Origin of the sequence: Rathayibacter sp. AY2B3 (assembly GCF_002931755.1) — a bacterium.
Classification (GTDB): Bacteria; Actinomycetota; Actinomycetes; order Actinomycetales; family Microbacteriaceae; genus Rathayibacter.
This window is the reverse complement of sequence record NZ_PSUG01000022.1, coordinates 26505-41172: the sequence shown is the minus strand read 5'-3', so window position 1 is coordinate 41172 and position 14668 is coordinate 26505. Positions and strand designations below refer to the sequence as shown.

Genomic DNA, 14668 nt, shown 5'->3' with positions numbered 1-14668 from the left:
ATCTGACCCGAGTGGTCCAGCGCGCTCCTGCCGTTCACCCGTTGGTCCGATAGTGATGTTGTGCAGACGCTGTCGCTCAAGGCTTCCGCAGCGATCGCGGGCGCAATCACTCTCCTCGCCCTCGTCGCGGGCGTCTTCCTCGACGGATTCTCGTTCGCGTGCAACGAGTCCCTTCCGGCTCAGTGCACGGGGTTTGACGTCGCGTGGCCGGCTCTGTGCTCTGTCGCCCTCGCGACCCTTGTTCTCCTGGTCGTAGCGATGCGCGCCAGCAGGCGCTCTCACGCTCGATGGAGGTGGCTGTTGCTCGCCTTGGGCGTGGTCGGCGCCGTCACCAGCTGGGTTCTCGCTCTGCGTACCGCCATGATCATCGGTTGAGCAGCCCACGGCACGGTCGAACGACCGCTTGTTCCGTATGGAGATCGTTCATCGGGGCGAGGGGGCGGTGGCCTTCGCTTCGACCGTGTGGATCTAGCTCAGGTTCACCTTCGAGTTCTATGTTGAGCCCATGAAGCGACTCGCGACGTCAGGCCAGTTGGTTGGATGGACAATCGCCTTGCTCGGGGCTGCTGGTGCCGCCGCGTTCCTGGTGCACTGGAGCTCGTGCCTCGGTGGCCTGAACGAGGGTTGCTACAGCGCCACACAGTCAGACTTCACGTGGATCGCCACAACGATCGTCTGGGCCGTCGCCTTCCCGCTCGTGATATTCGGCGCCTTCGTACTCTCGCCAGGACGACCCGTCACGCTGATTGGTGTTGGGCTCCTCATGGTCATCAACCCCCTCACCGACCCTGGAGCGTTCTTTCTCCCGTGGGATGTCGCGGACACCTTGCCCTTTACCGGCGTCGCCACGTCGCTAGCTGCTGTGACTGCAGGTGTCCTCCTGGCCGGATCTTCCTACCGAGCCCGTCGGCCCGATCACAGCCGAGTCGGGAAGCCAGCGCCCGCTGACGTCGCCTACTGACCTTCGATCGGACTTGGGTCGTCCCGTTAGGGGATCGTTCACCGGTCGCGTATCCAGCTACGGGCAGCGGTAGGTCTTCGCGAAGTCGGTTGCCGTGAACTGCCTTCCCTCGGTCATAGAGGTCAGTGACGGGCAGATGTCGTTGTTGTGCGCCGCCGCTACGAAGGGGGTCGCTGCTTGTGGGACGCAGCCGTAGTCCTGGTCGGGCTGGTCGAGGATTCGCAGCTGACCTGTCTCCCCGGCGGCGAGGTGAAGATCGGACCAGGAGCAGGACCAGGTGAGTGAGGCTCCGGTGTCGTTGGTGATGCTGACGTAGTGGGAAGGGCCATGCACTCCGAACAGCAGATCACCCACCCACAGAACCGCGGCCGCCACGACGGCTAGAGCTCCCAGCGCGATCGACAGTCTCACCAACCGTCGTTGGCGGGGTGGTGTCTGCCGGTCCGGCGAGAGTCTGCTCGGGTCCCAACTGTCCAGGCGTTCAACCACGGCGTATCCACCCCTCGGCGCGACGTGAAGCGGCCTCGACCGCCGCCGAGCTCGTTACCTTGAGTTCTCCCACGGGAGAAAAGTAGGCGTGACGCGGCTCTCACCACGAGGAGCTACCGACTCGCGACCGAGAGTGTCCTGTAAGGGGATCGATCCGCGGGACGCTTTCAGCGGACTGCTCGGAGGGGCTACTGCTCGTCTTTCCGGGCTGCTCGGCCGACGAAGTGCACGGACCGTCGAGCGTCGACGAGTTCGCGCTTCTCGAAGTGGCGAACGACGAAGGCTCCTGCGACGAACGAGTAGCCGATGCCCTCCGCGATTCGTGTGAGGACCGGGATGGTGCTGATGATCTGTTCGACGGTGGGTGATCCGTTGGCTTGGTAGGGGGCGATCCAGAACGGCACGATCGTGCCGAAGACGATGCCCAGGAGAATCCCGGCGACACCGATCCAGAACATGGAAGTGGACGAAAGTGCTCTGAGCATGGGATCCCCGGAATGTTCGGTGGGCGAGTCGAGAGGCGCCGCTGTCGGACGCGCCGTCCTCGCTCACGGCTGATCGGTCTGGTTACAGGCGCAGGTTGAGCGCGGCGAGGACGGTGACGAGGCCGGCCGCGACGACGACGACCGTCAGTGCAACGCGCCCCGCCGTACGGCGGAGAAGGCCGGTCATCGTGGCGGCGTCCGCCACGCGAGTCGCGATCACGAGGTCAGGAACGCCGGCCGGCGGTTGCGGTGGCGTCGTGGAGTCGTCTTCGCTGGCCGGGACGCTCACGGTCTGCTGAGCCGGCTCGATCCGATCGGGCAGCTTCTTGAAGCGGCCATCATTCGATTCGCCCACAGCGACCTCCCCAGCGGTCGCCGCATCGCGACCCTCCTTCGTGACTGTAGCCGTGCAACTCCATTGCGTCAGCGTGAGCGCGTAGCGGCCTGGAGCTGGAGACTGCTGCGGCGCACGTCTCCTCTCCACTCCTCGAGCGTCCACTGATCGGGTCCCGTAGAGGAACCTGCTGCTTCCCGAGCGCGCTGCTCGCTGCCATAGATTCCAACGACGTCGGTGGCGTCTGCCCAGAGGGCTGTCCTGAGGAGGAGGTAGTGCTCACCGTCACTGCTGTTCTTCACGCCTCGGATCCTCGTCGGTTCCGACGTCGTTCGGTCACCGTGGCGCGAGGTATCACAGTGCTGGCGCGCGTCCCGTATCGGGATCGACCACCGGACGCCCTGCTCCTTCGTCGAGAGACGGAGGATGACCGGTTGATCGTTGACGTTTTGCACCGCGGCTAGTGCGCCACGGCGGTCCAGTTCGTACGCTCAGCACATGACTGTTCCGGGGAACGCGCGGAGTCGACGTCGGCAGCTCCTGATGTGGGTTCTGGCTTCGCTGGTGGTGTTTGCGCTGGTGACTCTTGTTGTCGCCTTCGTGGCAACCCAGCTCAACGCTGCTGCTTTCGCCAGACGCCCGGAGATCGAGAACTGGGCTGACCCGAGCAGGGGAACATACACGCTCGGGCTCGGATGGGGCTTGGTCGCCGCCGCAGTCACCGTCGCGGTCGGCGTCACCGTCGATCGTCTGCGGTTGCGCAACGCAAGGTAGAACGGCGTCCCATATGGGGATCGTCGTCCGGACGGTAAAACTACCCACTGCTATCCAGCGTCCGGTAGGGGGTCGTCAACCGGTCGCACGCGAGTTGCGTGCGCCGCCGCGGCGTGGCGCGGGCGGGGCCGTCTCGTTAGACCTGTCCGGTGGTGATTCCGCTGAGGGGGCGTGAAACGGGGCAGGGAAGGCCGAGCGCCAGGCCGGCTTGTCTATCCCGGGTTGGGTGGTTGCGGGGCTGTGTCGTTGAGGCGGCGATAGTAGGCGACGTCGAGCGCGCTGAGGTGGGTGAGGAGGCGTCCGGCGCGGTCGTGCATGGTCATGGAGCCGTCGTGGAGGCTCGCGATGGCGCCGACGCGGTGCAGCATCAGCACTGTGTCGAGGCGTTCGGCGTAGTGCAGTTCCAGGAAATACACCAGCGGCGGATTGCCGGCCCGGCCTGGGGTGAAAAGGGCGGTGGGCTGGTGTCGGGTGACGCCGGTGTCGCGGTTGAGCTCGCGGAAGATGTACCGCTCGCGCAGCCACGGCCCACCGAGGATCATCGCGACGAGGACGACGACCCCGGTGATGACGAAGGGGTTGAGAAGAACGGCGAGGTCGTTGCCGGTCATCATCCGAGCATGTCCCGGGGGCGGTCGCGGTCCTCGGCTGCTTCGGTGTCCGCGGCCAGCTGCGCGACTCGCGCTTCGATGTAGACGGTGCGCATCGTGGCGTCATGGTCGAGTTGCAGGACTTGCAGGAGGCGGTGCAGTTGTACGGTGCCGGCCGAGGTTTTGCCGGTCAGGATGCGTCGGACGGTGCGCGGTCGGAGCCGTGCGAACACGGCTACCTTCTGTGCGCTCCAGCCCTGCGCCTGCACGGCTGTGGTCAGTACCGTGCCGAGCGCGGTGTCAAAGTGCTGGGGCGCCAACCCGATGAAGTCCACTCAGCCAGGCTAGCCATGCGATTCGTACGCGAACGTGGGTTCAGAGGACGGGTGGTGGCGACCCGTCCGGTGGGGAGCCAGGTGGCGGGGCGTCTAACGAAGCAGTTGGAGCCGCTCGTCAGGTTCGGTCGTTCGTCGTTTCGTCGTCGCCTGTTCGGTCTGGCGAGTTGGGGGTGCGGAGGGGCCAGGCGGGCCACCAGCCGTTGTCGAGTTGGCGCAGGGTCGTGGTGGCGTGTTCGAGGTCGTCGGTGGTGAGGTCTCTGTCGGGGGCGCCACTGCTGCCGGTGTAGCCGCTGCCGTCAACGGCGTGGAGCTGGGTGTGCAGCCACCGGCGACTTCCGAGGGGGTACGTCTCGCGGAAGCCGCCCGCGGCGATGGAAAGGACGGCTTCTTCGAGGCGGTCGGCGGCGGTTTCTGCTGATTCGTCGCAGGCATCGCAGGAGCAGTTCGGCAGGGTGGCGCGGAAGAAGACGCCTGCTTCCACTTGGACTGATTCGTCGGTTGCAGTGACGGTGATCGGGGTTCCGGCGCGAGGCTGCAACCGGATCTGCTGTGTCCCGTCGTGGTCGAGGTGGCGGACGTCGACGGAGTACCAGCGGTGGAGGTAGTCGGCCAGGGCGTCGACGTCATGGCGTAGGGGTGCGAAGCGTTCTGGGTGGGAGACGCGGGAGTACGCGTCGTCAGGTGGGTGGTGGTCGGGCCAGCGCTGCCCGTATTCGATGACGTGGCCGTTGTCGTCGCGGAACTCGATGGGAGGGAAGGCGGCGCGTTGGAACGGAACCGGTGGAACCGTGAACGGCGGTGGAGTGACATCGTGAGCGAGCGCGGTGATTTCGCGGTCGTCGAGGTCTTCTTGATCCCAGGTGGACAGCATCTCGAGGAACGGTTCCCGCTGCTCGGGACGCTGCACCATGGTTCGCACGAGGGCGGCGACCGGAATGGAGCGGACGTTCGTCCCGATTTCCGGCTCGTTGGTGACTCGCCAGGTCGCCGCGGGATGCACCACCGCGATCACGTTCCCGACGAACCGGGCTGCGGCGTCGGCAATCTCTGGCGTCGTCAAGGCGGTCGGATGCTTGGCCAGGAAGAGCCACACTCCCGACACGTCACCAGCAAGGCTCTCTGGGTCCACGCCATGGCGTTGCAGGAACTGAACGAAGAGATCGAAGCCGTCGACAAACCGCACAGGAGTCGGAAGCTCTGTTGCGGGCCGGAACGTCGCAATCGCGGACGAACCCAATTCCGGCATCGACCCGATCTCGCCAGGGAACATCTGTGTTGTCATCAGCTTCCTCCCGCGCCATGAACGACTCCGACAGTGCTCACCATGTCAGCGCCCCGTCACTCTTCAGACGCTTGTAGCGCCGATGTCGAGGCGCGAAGGTAGGCGTACACCGTCTCCCGGCTGATGCCATATTTCTTTGCCAACGTCGTCTTCGGCACGCCGGCACCAGCCCGCTCGCGCAGCTCCGCGACCTGCGCGAGGGTAAGCGAGCGGGCGCGGCCTCGGTAGACGCCGCGCTGCTTGGCCAAAGCGATGCCCTCGCGTTGACGCTCCCGAATGAGTTCGCGTTCGAACTCTGCGAACGCGCCCATCATGTTCAGCAGCAGGTTCGCCATCGCGCTGTCCTCACCAGTGAAGGTGAGCTGTTCCTTGACGAACTCGACCCGGACCTTCTTGTCCGTCAGTCGGCGCACGAGCCGGCGGAGGTCTTCTAGGTTCCTTGCGAGCCGGTCCATCGAGTGCACGAGCACCGTGTCTCCGTCGCGGACGAACCCGATCATCTCTTCGAGCTGCGGACGGTTCACGTCCTTGCCGGAGGCCTTGTCCTCGAACACCCGATCCAGCGTCAGGCCGTCGAGCTGGCGCACCGTGCTCTGATCCAACGTGCTCACCCGCACGTACCCGACCCTCTGACCCGACATGCCGCCTCCGACCCCTACTTGTCCAGTTGAAGTCTAAGAGCCGCAGGGGCAAGTGTCAGACAAGGTCCGACACGGCCCTATTCGGACGCGCTTCGGCCATGGTGCCTGACGTCCGGTTGGGGTGTACCTCAGCTAGACGGAGCCCCCGTCACCCTCCGGTGCGGTCGCTCGCAGTGCGTGGCGGGCGCTGCTTCGCGCCTGGGTGGGAGGTGGGCGCTACGTGGCCGCTTCCTCCATTTCGGTGATGGGAGCCGTATGAGTGGCAGCGTGGAGGGTGTTCAAGGGAAGCAAGAAGAGACGAAGGAGTACATCATGCGCACCAGCACGAGCAACGAATTCGACACCAGCTCGGCCAACCGTCAGAACCACCCGGGACACGGCTTCCGCCGGTCCCGCATCGCTGCGGGCCTGCTCGCAGCATCACTCACCGTCGCAGTCCCGATCGTGGGCGCCGCGCCGGCCTTCGCGGACACCACAACTCAGACAACCACCGCCGTCGCTGACTCCGGCCGCGCCACTGGCGTTACCGAGGGAGCGAACAGCGGCGCTGCCGGTCAGTGCACATGGGGTGCGAAGGAAAAGTTCTTCGAGGCGACCGGGCTGCGTCCCGCCATCTACGGCAACGCCCTCGACTGGGACACCAGCGCCGCCGCGAACGGCTGGACTACCGTCCTGGATGCTCAGGCTCGCAGCATCGTCGTCTTCGAGCCCGGCGTGCAGGGGGCGGACCCCACCTACGGTCACGTCGCCTGGGTCGATTCCGTCGAGCAGCGCGCTGACGGCCTCTACATCAACATCACCGAGATGAACGGTGCCGCCGGACCTGGCGTCTACAACACGCGAACTGTGCAGGACGTCGTGGGCATGTCCTACATCCTGGCTCCGTAGGGTCACCGCAAGAGGCGCTCCGCGTCCGCGAGGGTGAAGGCGGGTGACCCATGGGCCGCCCGCCTTCACCCTGTCCGCGTACCTTCGGCCTCCCGATCGGTAGGCGTCGCTTGCACCGTAGAACGATGCGACGACTCGAACTCGGAGCGGATGGCAGGCGGCCTCAATCACTCACTGACGTCGCGATCGCTGTCCTTCGCGCTCTCCTAGGACGGTTCCTGGACTTTGGGACGGTTGATCGTGTCACCGTTCCACGACAGGTCGGAGTCCTCATCGACGGGGAAGGCCTCGAATCGGCCGTCAGTGAGGATCGCGCTTACGAGCGTGTGCGAGCCGGCGACGATGGTGGAGTCCCAGTCGATCTCGGTGGCGAGCACCCAGGCGTGATCTTCAGGCCAGAGTAGTTGCGGCGCTTCCTCGCCGCGGAGGCCAATCTCGGGACCCCATCCGGGTTCGGCAAGCTCCGCCATGCTCGTGGCGGCCAGTATGTAGTCGTATCGGTCAATGCTGACCGGCCTGCCGAGGAGGTTCTGGCCGGTCCCACCGACCCAGTACGCCGCGAGCGCATCGCCGGGCGTAGTGGTCGCCGAACTGAGGATGGGTGCGAGGGCGGCGAGTACTTGCGGATCGAGTCGTCCGACGTCACTTGTGCCGCCGCGCGGCTCGTCCCTGCCTAGGAGCCGTTCCCACTGGACGAGCGGGTGCATGACCTTGCCGGCAGTAGCAGCAACGTCCGCCCACCGCTGGCGTTCCCAAATGTCATCGCCGTCAGGTCGAGGGTGAAGGACACGGGCGTACGCCTCGAACCCGTATCCGGCGACCGAGCCGACTCGTGCCCAGCTTCGCTCTCGCTGCATGCGCAGCCCAAGCCATTCGGCCCGCTCGACATCATCTGTGATCTCCATGGCCATGACCCTGGCAGGCCGGCACGGCCACGCCAAGACGAGTCGTGGTCGACCTGACGCCGATCGGACGCCACGCCATCGAGCTGATGAACCGAGCTTGGCATCGTGGCGCGGCTGAGGGCGCGCCGTTCGGGTCGGCGCACCCCCGCCGGCGGGCTTGGCGCTCTCGCGTCACAAGCCAAAGATCGGCGGTCCAGGTCCCCGCTCAATCCATGCGGAATCATACACATCGGTTCCTGAGTGATCTGCCGAGCATCAGCCAAACGGGGGAGGGCGATGGGGATAGTGCGTGATGGTTGGTCGTTCAGGTCTGGTATCTCTGGTGAGCCGGGGTCGGGAGGACCTGTCGGCGGAGGGGAAGCGGTGGGGGCGTACGACGAGGCGGAGGATCTTCCTTCACCGCCGCGGCACCATCGTGGCGTCACCGTGGTCCTACTCGTTCTGCTGACGTCGGTGCTGGCCGGCGTCGTCGCTGTCTTCATGTTTGCGGTCGGGTCGCTCGATGACTCGACGTCGGGAGCGGTGCCGCCGTCGGGGAGTGGCCAGGAGCTGGTGTACGAGCTCGTGCCCGTGTTGAACGATGATCCGGCGATCGCGAAGCTTCTTCCCGCGAACACCGAGTCAGACAGTGCAGGCTTGCGCGATGCGTGCGGGGCGCTCGCGGACCGCGATTCGGAGTTCACGATCATCGACGGCGCGACACCTGCCACGTTTCGGGTCGCCCTGGACGCGGCCGCAGACGCGCCGGAGCCGCAGACTTGCTGGATTGGGTTCCGCTGGGTCAAGGACGAAGGCTGGCGCGCTTCCGCGATCCGTCACTGACCACAGCTGAGCGTGGACCACCGTCGGCGTCACGGCTTGTAGGGGGACCAGTCCTGTGAGGGAAGTTCGCGCAGCTCCTCGTTCACCCAGACGCGCCAGCACGTGTCGGTGCGCTCCTGAAAAGCGCCGCTGATGGTCTCGTGCGACCAGCCGTCACGCGATTGGATCCAGCGGACGAGCCAGACCATTTGACCGGCCAACGGCTCAGTGTTGCGCGACATGTGCTCATCATCCTGGACGTCTGCCCGCGCAACGTGTGCTCGTCAGTAGTGGAGCTGTGTGCTCCATCCGTCTCGGCCGCGACCGGTCCACTGGGTGTAGTACAGGCCGCGCTTGTTCAAGAACGGCCCCACGTAATCCAGGCCCGCCGGCCGGTCAGAGCTGGCGCGAACGAAGAAGTTCTCGGGGCCGAAAAGCGGAAGCCCGGTCTCGGCCAACGTGGTGCCGGTCCCGTCGAGAATCGTGAGGCGCCACTGGTCCTCGACGTACTCGACTGTCGCCATCTCGGCGGAGCTGAAGTCGATCATGCGCGGAGCATAACCACCGCACGTTACGCCTGGTGTCGTTTCGCTCGGGTGCGGCTTCTTCCCCTGGGAAGCGGCCCGACCCGGCATCCCCCGACGCGGGGCCGGGCCGCTACTCCCGGCTCAGGGGCCGAGCCGCATCCGAGCCGGGAGCACTGGGGCCGGAGCGAACGGCACTCCGTACATGCCCGACCATAGGTGCCGACTGTGCCCACGGGAGGAGGGTTGACGGCCCTGAGCAGCAGCCGGCGAGTGGTGCTCTCGGCCGCGCTGTGTGACGCGGCCGAGAGCAGAGCGACACCGACGACCCCTCGTCGGTCTGCCGCGCGCGGCGTCGAGGTCCCCACTTCTCAACCGCACCGCCACTTTAGACACGAAGTGCCGAGACGGTGAGCGTGAGCGGAGCGAGTCGAGCAACTCCTGTCAGCGCCGCTCGGCATCCTGACGGCTGGCCGCGCTTCGCTTGCGCAGCTCGCTGACTACCGACTTTGAGGCTGCCAGAAGGGCGCGCTCGTCTTGCGCGTCGGCATCGACTGGGACGACGACGAACGCGCTGTTGGCGTTCACCGTCATCCGTACTTCCATGACCTGCCCATCCACGCGCAGCGCGGGAATAGCGATCGACTCGGAGTGTCCGCCGGCGGCGATCGAACCGACGAAGGCGAGGAGGGCCGTGCACACGTCGTCGGTGGACGTGAACGTCGCGGAAGCTCTCATCCGTCGTCATCACCTACGCGATGTAGCGCTCCGGTGAGCGTCCGGCAGGGGCCGCTGATCGGAACTCTTCCCGAGGGGAGCATTCTCTGAGGCCATCCATCCGATAAGCGGCGCGATGCCGGAGGCGGGTGGCCGTCAGGAGTGCCCCGGAGGGGCATCCCGGAGGGACGCGCAGCGCTCTTGACGGTCGGCCGGCGCAGGCAAGAGTGAAGCGTCGGATGGACGGCCGGACCGCAGCCTGCGCGCACGTCGCGGGAAGGCAGAAGCCCCCGCGAGCGTGACTGCTCGAGCGGGGGCTTGCTACTCGACGAGGGCGGTCGTCGTGCGCGATCGACCTACTCGTTCGGCCACGACGCCAGAGCGTCATGGGGGACGATTGTCGGCACTCCGTCGACGGTCTGGATCGTCGTGCCGGGCTCTCCGAGTCCGGCGGCGTGCGCGATCGCCGCGAGGACCAGTCGCGTGTGTTCGAGGTCGAGCCCGGCGACGTCCTCGCGGAGGTCGACAGGGACACCCTGACCGAGCGACGACGCGATCCGCGCGACGCGCTGTTCGCCTCCGCTGAGCGCTCCGATTTCGTAGCCGAGGCGGTCGAAGTCGATTGCGCTCGTGTGCCAGGCGTTGTCGGTCTTCACCCACGGTGCTCCGGCGTACACGAGGCCCGATCGGATCAGCAGTTCGACGGCGGCCGCGAGCGGGTTGGACCCTTCCGCCCAGGCGCGGACCTGACCGTGGAGCGCGGAGGACTCGTCGTCGGTCATGCAGCGTTCTCGATGGACGCAGAGCTGTCGCTCTCGGTCGAATCGGCGGGAATTCCCTCCGCCGACGTTGTGCGTCGCGCGCGGGTGACGCGAGCGCGAGTCTGCTCGGGTCGCGGCACTCCTGCTGCGCGGAGTTCCTTCTCCGACCATCCGGCGGCGAGGGCGTCCGCCCACGCCTTGCTGTGTCGGTTCTGCGCGTCGCTGAGGGCGGCGCGTGCGGTGTCGGTGTCGTTGGCTGCGGAGACGATCGTGCGGACCGCCTCGACGCGCTTCTCGACGCTCTGTTCGAGCAGTCGGCGGGCGGCGTCGGCGGCGTCGTCAGGGTTCCTCGTGTGGTCGCTCATGCGGAAAGGCTAGCCGCCGCCGCCGTCATGCGGAAGGCGCGGACTCAAGCGTCTCGGGTTCGGCTTCGCCAGCCGAGACGCTCGGGTGTCCTTCGGACCCGAGTTACACCCAAGTCGCGCTCGGTGCGAAGATGGTTTGTGGAGCAAGCTATAGGTTTACCCGTGGTAAACCGCTCGCGCCCCTTCCGCTGCGCGGCCGGGTCGGCGCATACTGGTCGTATGGTCCCCGCCTGGGGGCGGGTTCGCTGCGCTGGGCCGGAAGGACGGTGAGGGTCGTGTCGGAGTCGTCACGAGAGGGTCGGTTGTTCGGCCGGCGCCGCCGCGCGAACGTGCCGGGTGTCGCTGCGCGGTCGAAGCGGTACGAGGTGTCGGTCACGCCCGAGGAGGACGCGCACCTGCGCGCCCGTGCCGAGGTGCTGGAAGTGACGGTGCCGCGGCTGCTGTTCGAGTCCGCGATGAACGCCCAGGTGCGCACGGACACGGAGTGGCGGTTGGTGGTTGCTGAGCTGTTCCGGGCGTCGAAGCTGTTGCAGAAGACGTCGGACAACATGAACCAGCTCGCGCGGTTCGCGAACAGCACGGGCCAGTTCCCGGCCGAGGCTGTTGAGGCTGCGGAGGAGTACCGGCGGGTGCGACGCCTGATCGAGGCGACGGCAGACCGGCTCGGTGGACGGTGAGAACGAACATCACGCGCGGCACGCGCATGCGTGGACTGATGGGCTACCTCGTTGGTCCCGGTAAGACGAACGAGCACGAGGAGCAGCACCTGATCGCGGGGGATTCCGCGATCATGGCTGAGTACGGGCATGAGATTCTGGATGGCGCTGCGGCTGCGGCGATCGCTGCGGATCTGGACCGACCGCGGGAGCTGTTCGGCGTCGAGGTGACGCGCAACAAGGTGCGCACCGACGAGAACGGCGAGGCGGTTCGGGACTCGGCCGGTGCGATCGTGAAGGATCGCGTGGCGGCGGATGTGTGGCATTGCTCGCTGTCGCTGGCGGCGGAGGAGGGCCAGCTCACAGACGAGCAGTGGGGCCGAATCTCGACCGACTTCGTGCAGCGGATGGGCTTCGCTGGCGAGGACATCGGCAAGGCCGATTGCCGGTGGGTCGCGGTGCGTCATGGCCTGTCGAAGCACGGCAACGACCACGTGCACATCGCCGTGTCGCTGGTGCGCGAGGACGGCACGAAAGCGTCGGTGCACAAGGACTACGAGCGGTCGCAGACGATCAGCCGTGAGCTGGAGCGCGAGTACGGGTTGCAGGTCTACCAGGCGCCGGAGCGCGAGTTCCCGGAGCGCGGTGTGCGGCCGGGAGCGCGTGAGTCCGCTGCACGTCGCGGGCACGTCGAGCCGGACATGCAGCGCCTCGAGCGCGCGGTGCGCGCGGCCTCGTCCGCGTCGCAGGATGAGAGCGAGTTCGTTCGCCGTCTGCGTCAGGGCGGGGTGCTGGTGCGGCCTCGTTTCGCGACGGGCCGTGATGATGTGATCGCCGGCTATTCGGTCGCGCTGCGGCCGACGAACGGTGAGAAGGCGATCTGGCACGGCGGCGGCCGGCTCGCGCGCGACCTGACGTTGCCGGAGCTACGGAAGGGCTGGCCGGACCAGCCGGAGTCGGCGTCGGATGCGGCGTCCGAATGGCGCGCGACAGCAAAGAATCCCTGGAAGTACACGCCGGTCAACCCTGGCCGGGAGACGGCAGAGCCGGCCCCCGAGCTGTTCGAGGCGTACGCCGCGGACATGGACCGTCTGCACGACTACATCAGGTCCGTGGACCCCTCCGACAAGGCCACGTGGGCGCACGTCGCTCGCGAGACGGCCGGCGCCTACGCGGCGTGGTCCCGTCGAATGGAGCCCACCCCGGGACCGCTCGCTGACGCTGCGCGATCGCTCGCCCGCTCGGCGCACCTTCGGGCGCACGAGACGCGCCCGCGGCCCGCGATGATGCCCTCGACGGCGGCGTACTCCGCACTGATCATGGCCGCGGCGGGGAACAAGAAGAATGCAGCCGCGGAGCTGCTGCTGCTGAACCAGTTCGCGCGCTTGACGCACGCGGTCGCGTCGGCTCACAAGGCAGCCGGTGATGCGCGACGGATGCGCGAGCTGTCACAGACGTTGCGGGGTCAGTTGTCCGCTGTTCGCGATGGCTACCAGGGCGTCGTGAAGGCCGAGAAGGTCGCGGAGAACGAGCGGGCCTGGCAGGCGCTCCCGGAGGAGCTCAAAGACGTTCGCCGGCTGTCCCAGACCAACTTCGGGTCGGGCAGTCCCGTGCCCACGAAGCTCACCAAGGCTGACCGGGAGCGCGAGGAAGCGATGCTCGCGGACCGCGCCCGACAGTCTCGGCAGGGACCTGACCAGGACCGCGGCGACCGTGGCCGATAGACGATTCACCAAGGCAAGGGGAGGAAGTCATGAGTGACGACGACGAGGTAGGCCAGGAGGTCGGTCAGAACGTCCGGATCGCGTTGACGATCGCGATGCAGATGGGCGAGAAGTTCGCCCGGCTGCGCGAGGAGCTGGCCCGCGACGCGCAGGCACGCTCCGCCGCGCAGGCGCGCGAGCTGTCGGCCCGTTTCGACGCCGAGCGCGGCGCTGCACGCGCAACGTTGCAGGTCGTGGACCGGCCCGACTGGTGGGAGAAGGCGAGCATCCAAGACATCTCGAAGGTCGCGGAGACGGCGCAGGCGTGGAAGAACCACGACCCGATCGCGGAGCGCGCGTCGGCCGTCGTTCAGCGCGAAGTGTTCGAGCGCTACGGCGTCGACACCGCCGTGCTGCGCGACGCCGCCGGTCAGGCGAAGTCGGAGCTGGACCGGGCGAGGGAATGGGCCACCAACTCCGCGCCGGAGCACTACCACCGCCACGACGACGACCGTCTCACCATGGACATACGCGGCCGCGCAGAGCCGGACGTGAACGCGGAGCGCGCTCTGATCACCGACTACCGCGCGGCGCTCGCGGGCGACGCCGGCACCCTCGAACTCTCCGCGGCCGAGGAGTGGAAGCGCGACACCGACCCGGCCGGGTTCCAGGACTACCGCGTGCAGACGTCGATCGACTGGAACGACGGAGAGTTCCGCACTGCGGACCCCGCGGCCGTCGCTGCTGCACGAGCCGCGCTGGTCGAGGAGTGGAAGGACACGGTAGCTCCCGAGCGTGCTCGAGCGGGAGCGGAGGTTACGGAGGCACAACTACTGATCGCGGAAGCCGACCGCCTCGACCGCGCGAACGACGCCCGCAACCAGGAGGCCGCTCGAGAAACCCCCGGTGCGTCCGACGTCGACAACGGGCGCGCGGAGATGGCTGCGCAGCTCGAAGCGCGCGCGAGCGACTACGACCGCGACGCGGCCGCCGGTGGCACCGCCAACGCGACTCCTGACGAGCTGCGCGAGCTGGCCTCCGACGCGCGCGCTCAGGCACAGCTCTTCCGCGACGACGCCCCCGCAGAGCGCCAGGAGGCCGCACAGGGCACCGGAGGCCCGTCCACGGAGTCGGCGCCGCCCGCGACGGATCCGCGCGCGTCAGCGTCGCGTGAGGCCGGAGAGATCGCTTACGACAGTGCCGAGCGTCGACAGTCGACCATTCAGGCGATGGAAGCCAAGGGAGTCCCCCCGCACGTCATCGAGGCGCGGATGAGCGCCGACAGCGCGCACGCCACCCCGCCCAGCGCCGCGGTGACGTCGAAGGCTCCGATGAGCACCGTCCCTCAGACGCGGCGCGGTCGTGGCCAGGGGCAGGGCGCCGATCGCGCGGACCTGAGCCGCTAGCCGGAGCGTCGAGAACGAAGAAGGGGAGCACCGGACGGTGCTCCCCTT

21 protein-coding genes are annotated in these 14668 nt (G+C 67.3%); 8 read left to right on the top strand and 13 right to left on the bottom strand.

Going from position 1 to position 14668, the window contains the following annotated elements:
- The first annotated feature begins 60 nt into the window (after nucleotides 1–60).
- Both C5C24_RS09130 and C5C24_RS09125 read left to right on the top strand, forming a co-directional pair.
- The gene (locus C5C24_RS09130; protein WP_104227084.1) at nucleotides 61–375 is read left to right on the top strand and encodes a hypothetical protein; all 315 of its coding nucleotides are present in this window, start codon (nucleotides 61–63) and stop codon (nucleotides 373–375) included.
- 130 nt (nucleotides 376–505) lie between these two features.
- Nucleotides 506–961 (top strand): hypothetical protein, encoded by a 456-nt coding sequence (locus C5C24_RS09125; protein ID WP_104224249.1) that lies wholly within the window; start codon nucleotides 506–508, stop codon nucleotides 959–961.
- A 57-nt stretch (nucleotides 962–1018) separates the two neighbouring features.
- On the opposite strand, the gene C5C24_RS09120 is transcribed toward C5C24_RS09125, so the two are convergent.
- The 3 genes from C5C24_RS09120 to C5C24_RS09110 form a co-directional block, all read right to left on the bottom strand.
- Nucleotides 1019–1294: a hypothetical protein gene (locus tag C5C24_RS09120; protein ID WP_146078503.1), complete on the bottom strand. Its 276-nt coding sequence runs from the start codon at nucleotides 1292–1294 to the stop codon at nucleotides 1019–1021.
- A 344-nt stretch (nucleotides 1295–1638) separates the two neighbouring features.
- Nucleotides 1639–1908, bottom strand: coding sequence for a hypothetical protein (locus C5C24_RS09115; protein ID WP_104224259.1), 270 nt, complete (start codon nucleotides 1906–1908; stop codon nucleotides 1639–1641).
- Between the two features lie 109 nt (nucleotides 1909–2017).
- On the bottom strand, nucleotides 2018–2290 hold the full coding sequence (locus C5C24_RS09110; protein ID WP_104227086.1) for a hypothetical protein: 273 nt from the start codon (nucleotides 2288–2290) through the stop codon (nucleotides 2018–2020).
- Nucleotides 2291–2767: 477 nt separating this feature from the next.
- On the opposite strand from C5C24_RS09110, the gene C5C24_RS09105 reads away from it, so the two are divergent.
- A complete protein-coding gene (locus C5C24_RS09105; RefSeq protein WP_146078850.1) occupies nucleotides 2768–3043 on the top strand; it encodes a hypothetical protein in 276 nt (91 codons plus the stop codon).
- 212 nt (nucleotides 3044–3255) lie between these two features.
- On the opposite strand, the gene C5C24_RS09100 is transcribed toward C5C24_RS09105, so the two are convergent.
- The 4 genes from C5C24_RS09100 to C5C24_RS09085 form a co-directional block, all read right to left on the bottom strand.
- The gene (locus tag C5C24_RS09100) at nucleotides 3256–3654 is read right to left on the bottom strand and encodes a hypothetical protein (protein ID WP_104227088.1); all 399 of its coding nucleotides are present in this window, start codon (nucleotides 3652–3654) and stop codon (nucleotides 3256–3258) included.
- Nucleotides 3654–3968 (bottom strand): helix-turn-helix domain-containing protein, encoded by a 315-nt coding sequence (locus C5C24_RS09095; protein ID WP_104227089.1) that lies wholly within the window; start codon nucleotides 3966–3968, stop codon nucleotides 3654–3656. The genes C5C24_RS09100 and C5C24_RS09095 overlap by 1 nt, the downstream gene beginning before the upstream one ends.
- A gap of 118 nt (nucleotides 3969–4086) precedes the next feature.
- Nucleotides 4087–5253, bottom strand: coding sequence for a DUF6226 family protein (locus C5C24_RS09090; RefSeq protein WP_104227090.1), 1167 nt, complete (start codon nucleotides 5251–5253; stop codon nucleotides 4087–4089).
- Between the two features lie 56 nt (nucleotides 5254–5309).
- Nucleotides 5310–5894 carry a recombinase family protein gene (locus C5C24_RS09085; protein ID WP_104227091.1) on the bottom strand — a complete coding sequence of 195 codons (585 nt, stop codon included), beginning with the start codon at nucleotides 5892–5894 and terminating at the stop codon, nucleotides 5310–5312.
- A 312-nt stretch (nucleotides 5895–6206) separates the two neighbouring features.
- On the opposite strand from C5C24_RS09085, the gene C5C24_RS09080 reads away from it, so the two are divergent.
- Nucleotides 6207–6782, top strand: coding sequence for a CHAP domain-containing protein (locus C5C24_RS09080; RefSeq protein ID WP_219812207.1), 576 nt, complete (start codon nucleotides 6207–6209; stop codon nucleotides 6780–6782).
- 206 nt (nucleotides 6783–6988) lie between these two features.
- Here the strand turns inward: C5C24_RS09080 and C5C24_RS09075 are convergent, their stop codons facing one another.
- Nucleotides 6989–7687, bottom strand: coding sequence for a hypothetical protein (locus tag C5C24_RS09075; RefSeq protein ID WP_146078502.1), 699 nt, complete (start codon nucleotides 7685–7687; stop codon nucleotides 6989–6991).
- A gap of 363 nt (nucleotides 7688–8050) precedes the next feature.
- Between C5C24_RS09075 and C5C24_RS09070 the strand changes: the two genes are divergently transcribed.
- Complete coding sequence (locus C5C24_RS09070) at nucleotides 8051–8509, top strand: hypothetical protein (protein WP_104227094.1); 459 nt, start codon at nucleotides 8051–8053, stop codon at nucleotides 8507–8509.
- A gap of 29 nt (nucleotides 8510–8538) precedes the next feature.
- Here the strand turns inward: C5C24_RS09070 and C5C24_RS09065 are convergent, their stop codons facing one another.
- The 5 genes from C5C24_RS09065 to C5C24_RS09045 all read right to left on the bottom strand — a co-directional run bounded on the left by C5C24_RS09065 (nucleotide 8539) and on the right by C5C24_RS09045 (nucleotide 10855).
- Nucleotides 8539–8730 carry a hypothetical protein gene (locus tag C5C24_RS09065; RefSeq protein WP_104227095.1) on the bottom strand — a complete coding sequence of 64 codons (192 nt, stop codon included), beginning with the start codon at nucleotides 8728–8730 and terminating at the stop codon, nucleotides 8539–8541.
- Nucleotides 8731–8772: 42 nt separating this feature from the next.
- Nucleotides 8773–9036 carry a hypothetical protein gene (locus C5C24_RS09060; RefSeq protein WP_104227096.1) on the bottom strand — a complete coding sequence of 88 codons (264 nt, stop codon included), beginning with the start codon at nucleotides 9034–9036 and terminating at the stop codon, nucleotides 8773–8775.
- Nucleotides 9037–9456: 420 nt separating this feature from the next.
- Entirely contained in the window at nucleotides 9457–9750 is a 294-nt protein-coding gene (locus C5C24_RS09055) for a hypothetical protein (RefSeq protein ID WP_104227097.1), read from the bottom strand.
- Between the two features lie 335 nt (nucleotides 9751–10085).
- Nucleotides 10086–10511, bottom strand: coding sequence for a hypothetical protein (locus C5C24_RS09050; protein WP_104227098.1), 426 nt, complete (start codon nucleotides 10509–10511; stop codon nucleotides 10086–10088).
- Nucleotides 10508–10855, bottom strand: coding sequence for a hypothetical protein (locus C5C24_RS09045; protein ID WP_104227099.1), 348 nt, complete (start codon nucleotides 10853–10855; stop codon nucleotides 10508–10510). Before C5C24_RS09045 ends, C5C24_RS09050 begins: the two co-directional genes overlap by 4 nt.
- 302 nt (nucleotides 10856–11157) lie before the next feature.
- On the opposite strand from C5C24_RS09045, the gene C5C24_RS09040 reads away from it, so the two are divergent.
- The 3 genes from C5C24_RS09040 to C5C24_RS09030 are packed head-to-tail and all read left to right on the top strand — an operon-like array spanning nucleotide 11158 to nucleotide 14620.
- Entirely contained in the window at nucleotides 11158–11532 is a 375-nt protein-coding gene (locus C5C24_RS09040; RefSeq protein WP_258062948.1) for a plasmid mobilization relaxosome protein MobC, read from the top strand.
- Nucleotides 11529–13235, top strand: a complete 1707-nt coding sequence (locus C5C24_RS09035; protein ID WP_146079000.1) for a relaxase/mobilization nuclease domain-containing protein — start codon at nucleotides 11529–11531, stop codon at nucleotides 13233–13235. The genes C5C24_RS09040 and C5C24_RS09035 overlap by 4 nt, the downstream gene beginning before the upstream one ends.
- Nucleotides 13236–13264: 29 nt before the next feature.
- The gene (locus C5C24_RS09030) at nucleotides 13265–14620 is read left to right on the top strand and encodes a hypothetical protein (RefSeq protein ID WP_104227101.1); all 1356 of its coding nucleotides are present in this window, start codon (nucleotides 13265–13267) and stop codon (nucleotides 14618–14620) included.
- Nucleotides 14621–14668: the final 48 nt, after the last annotated feature.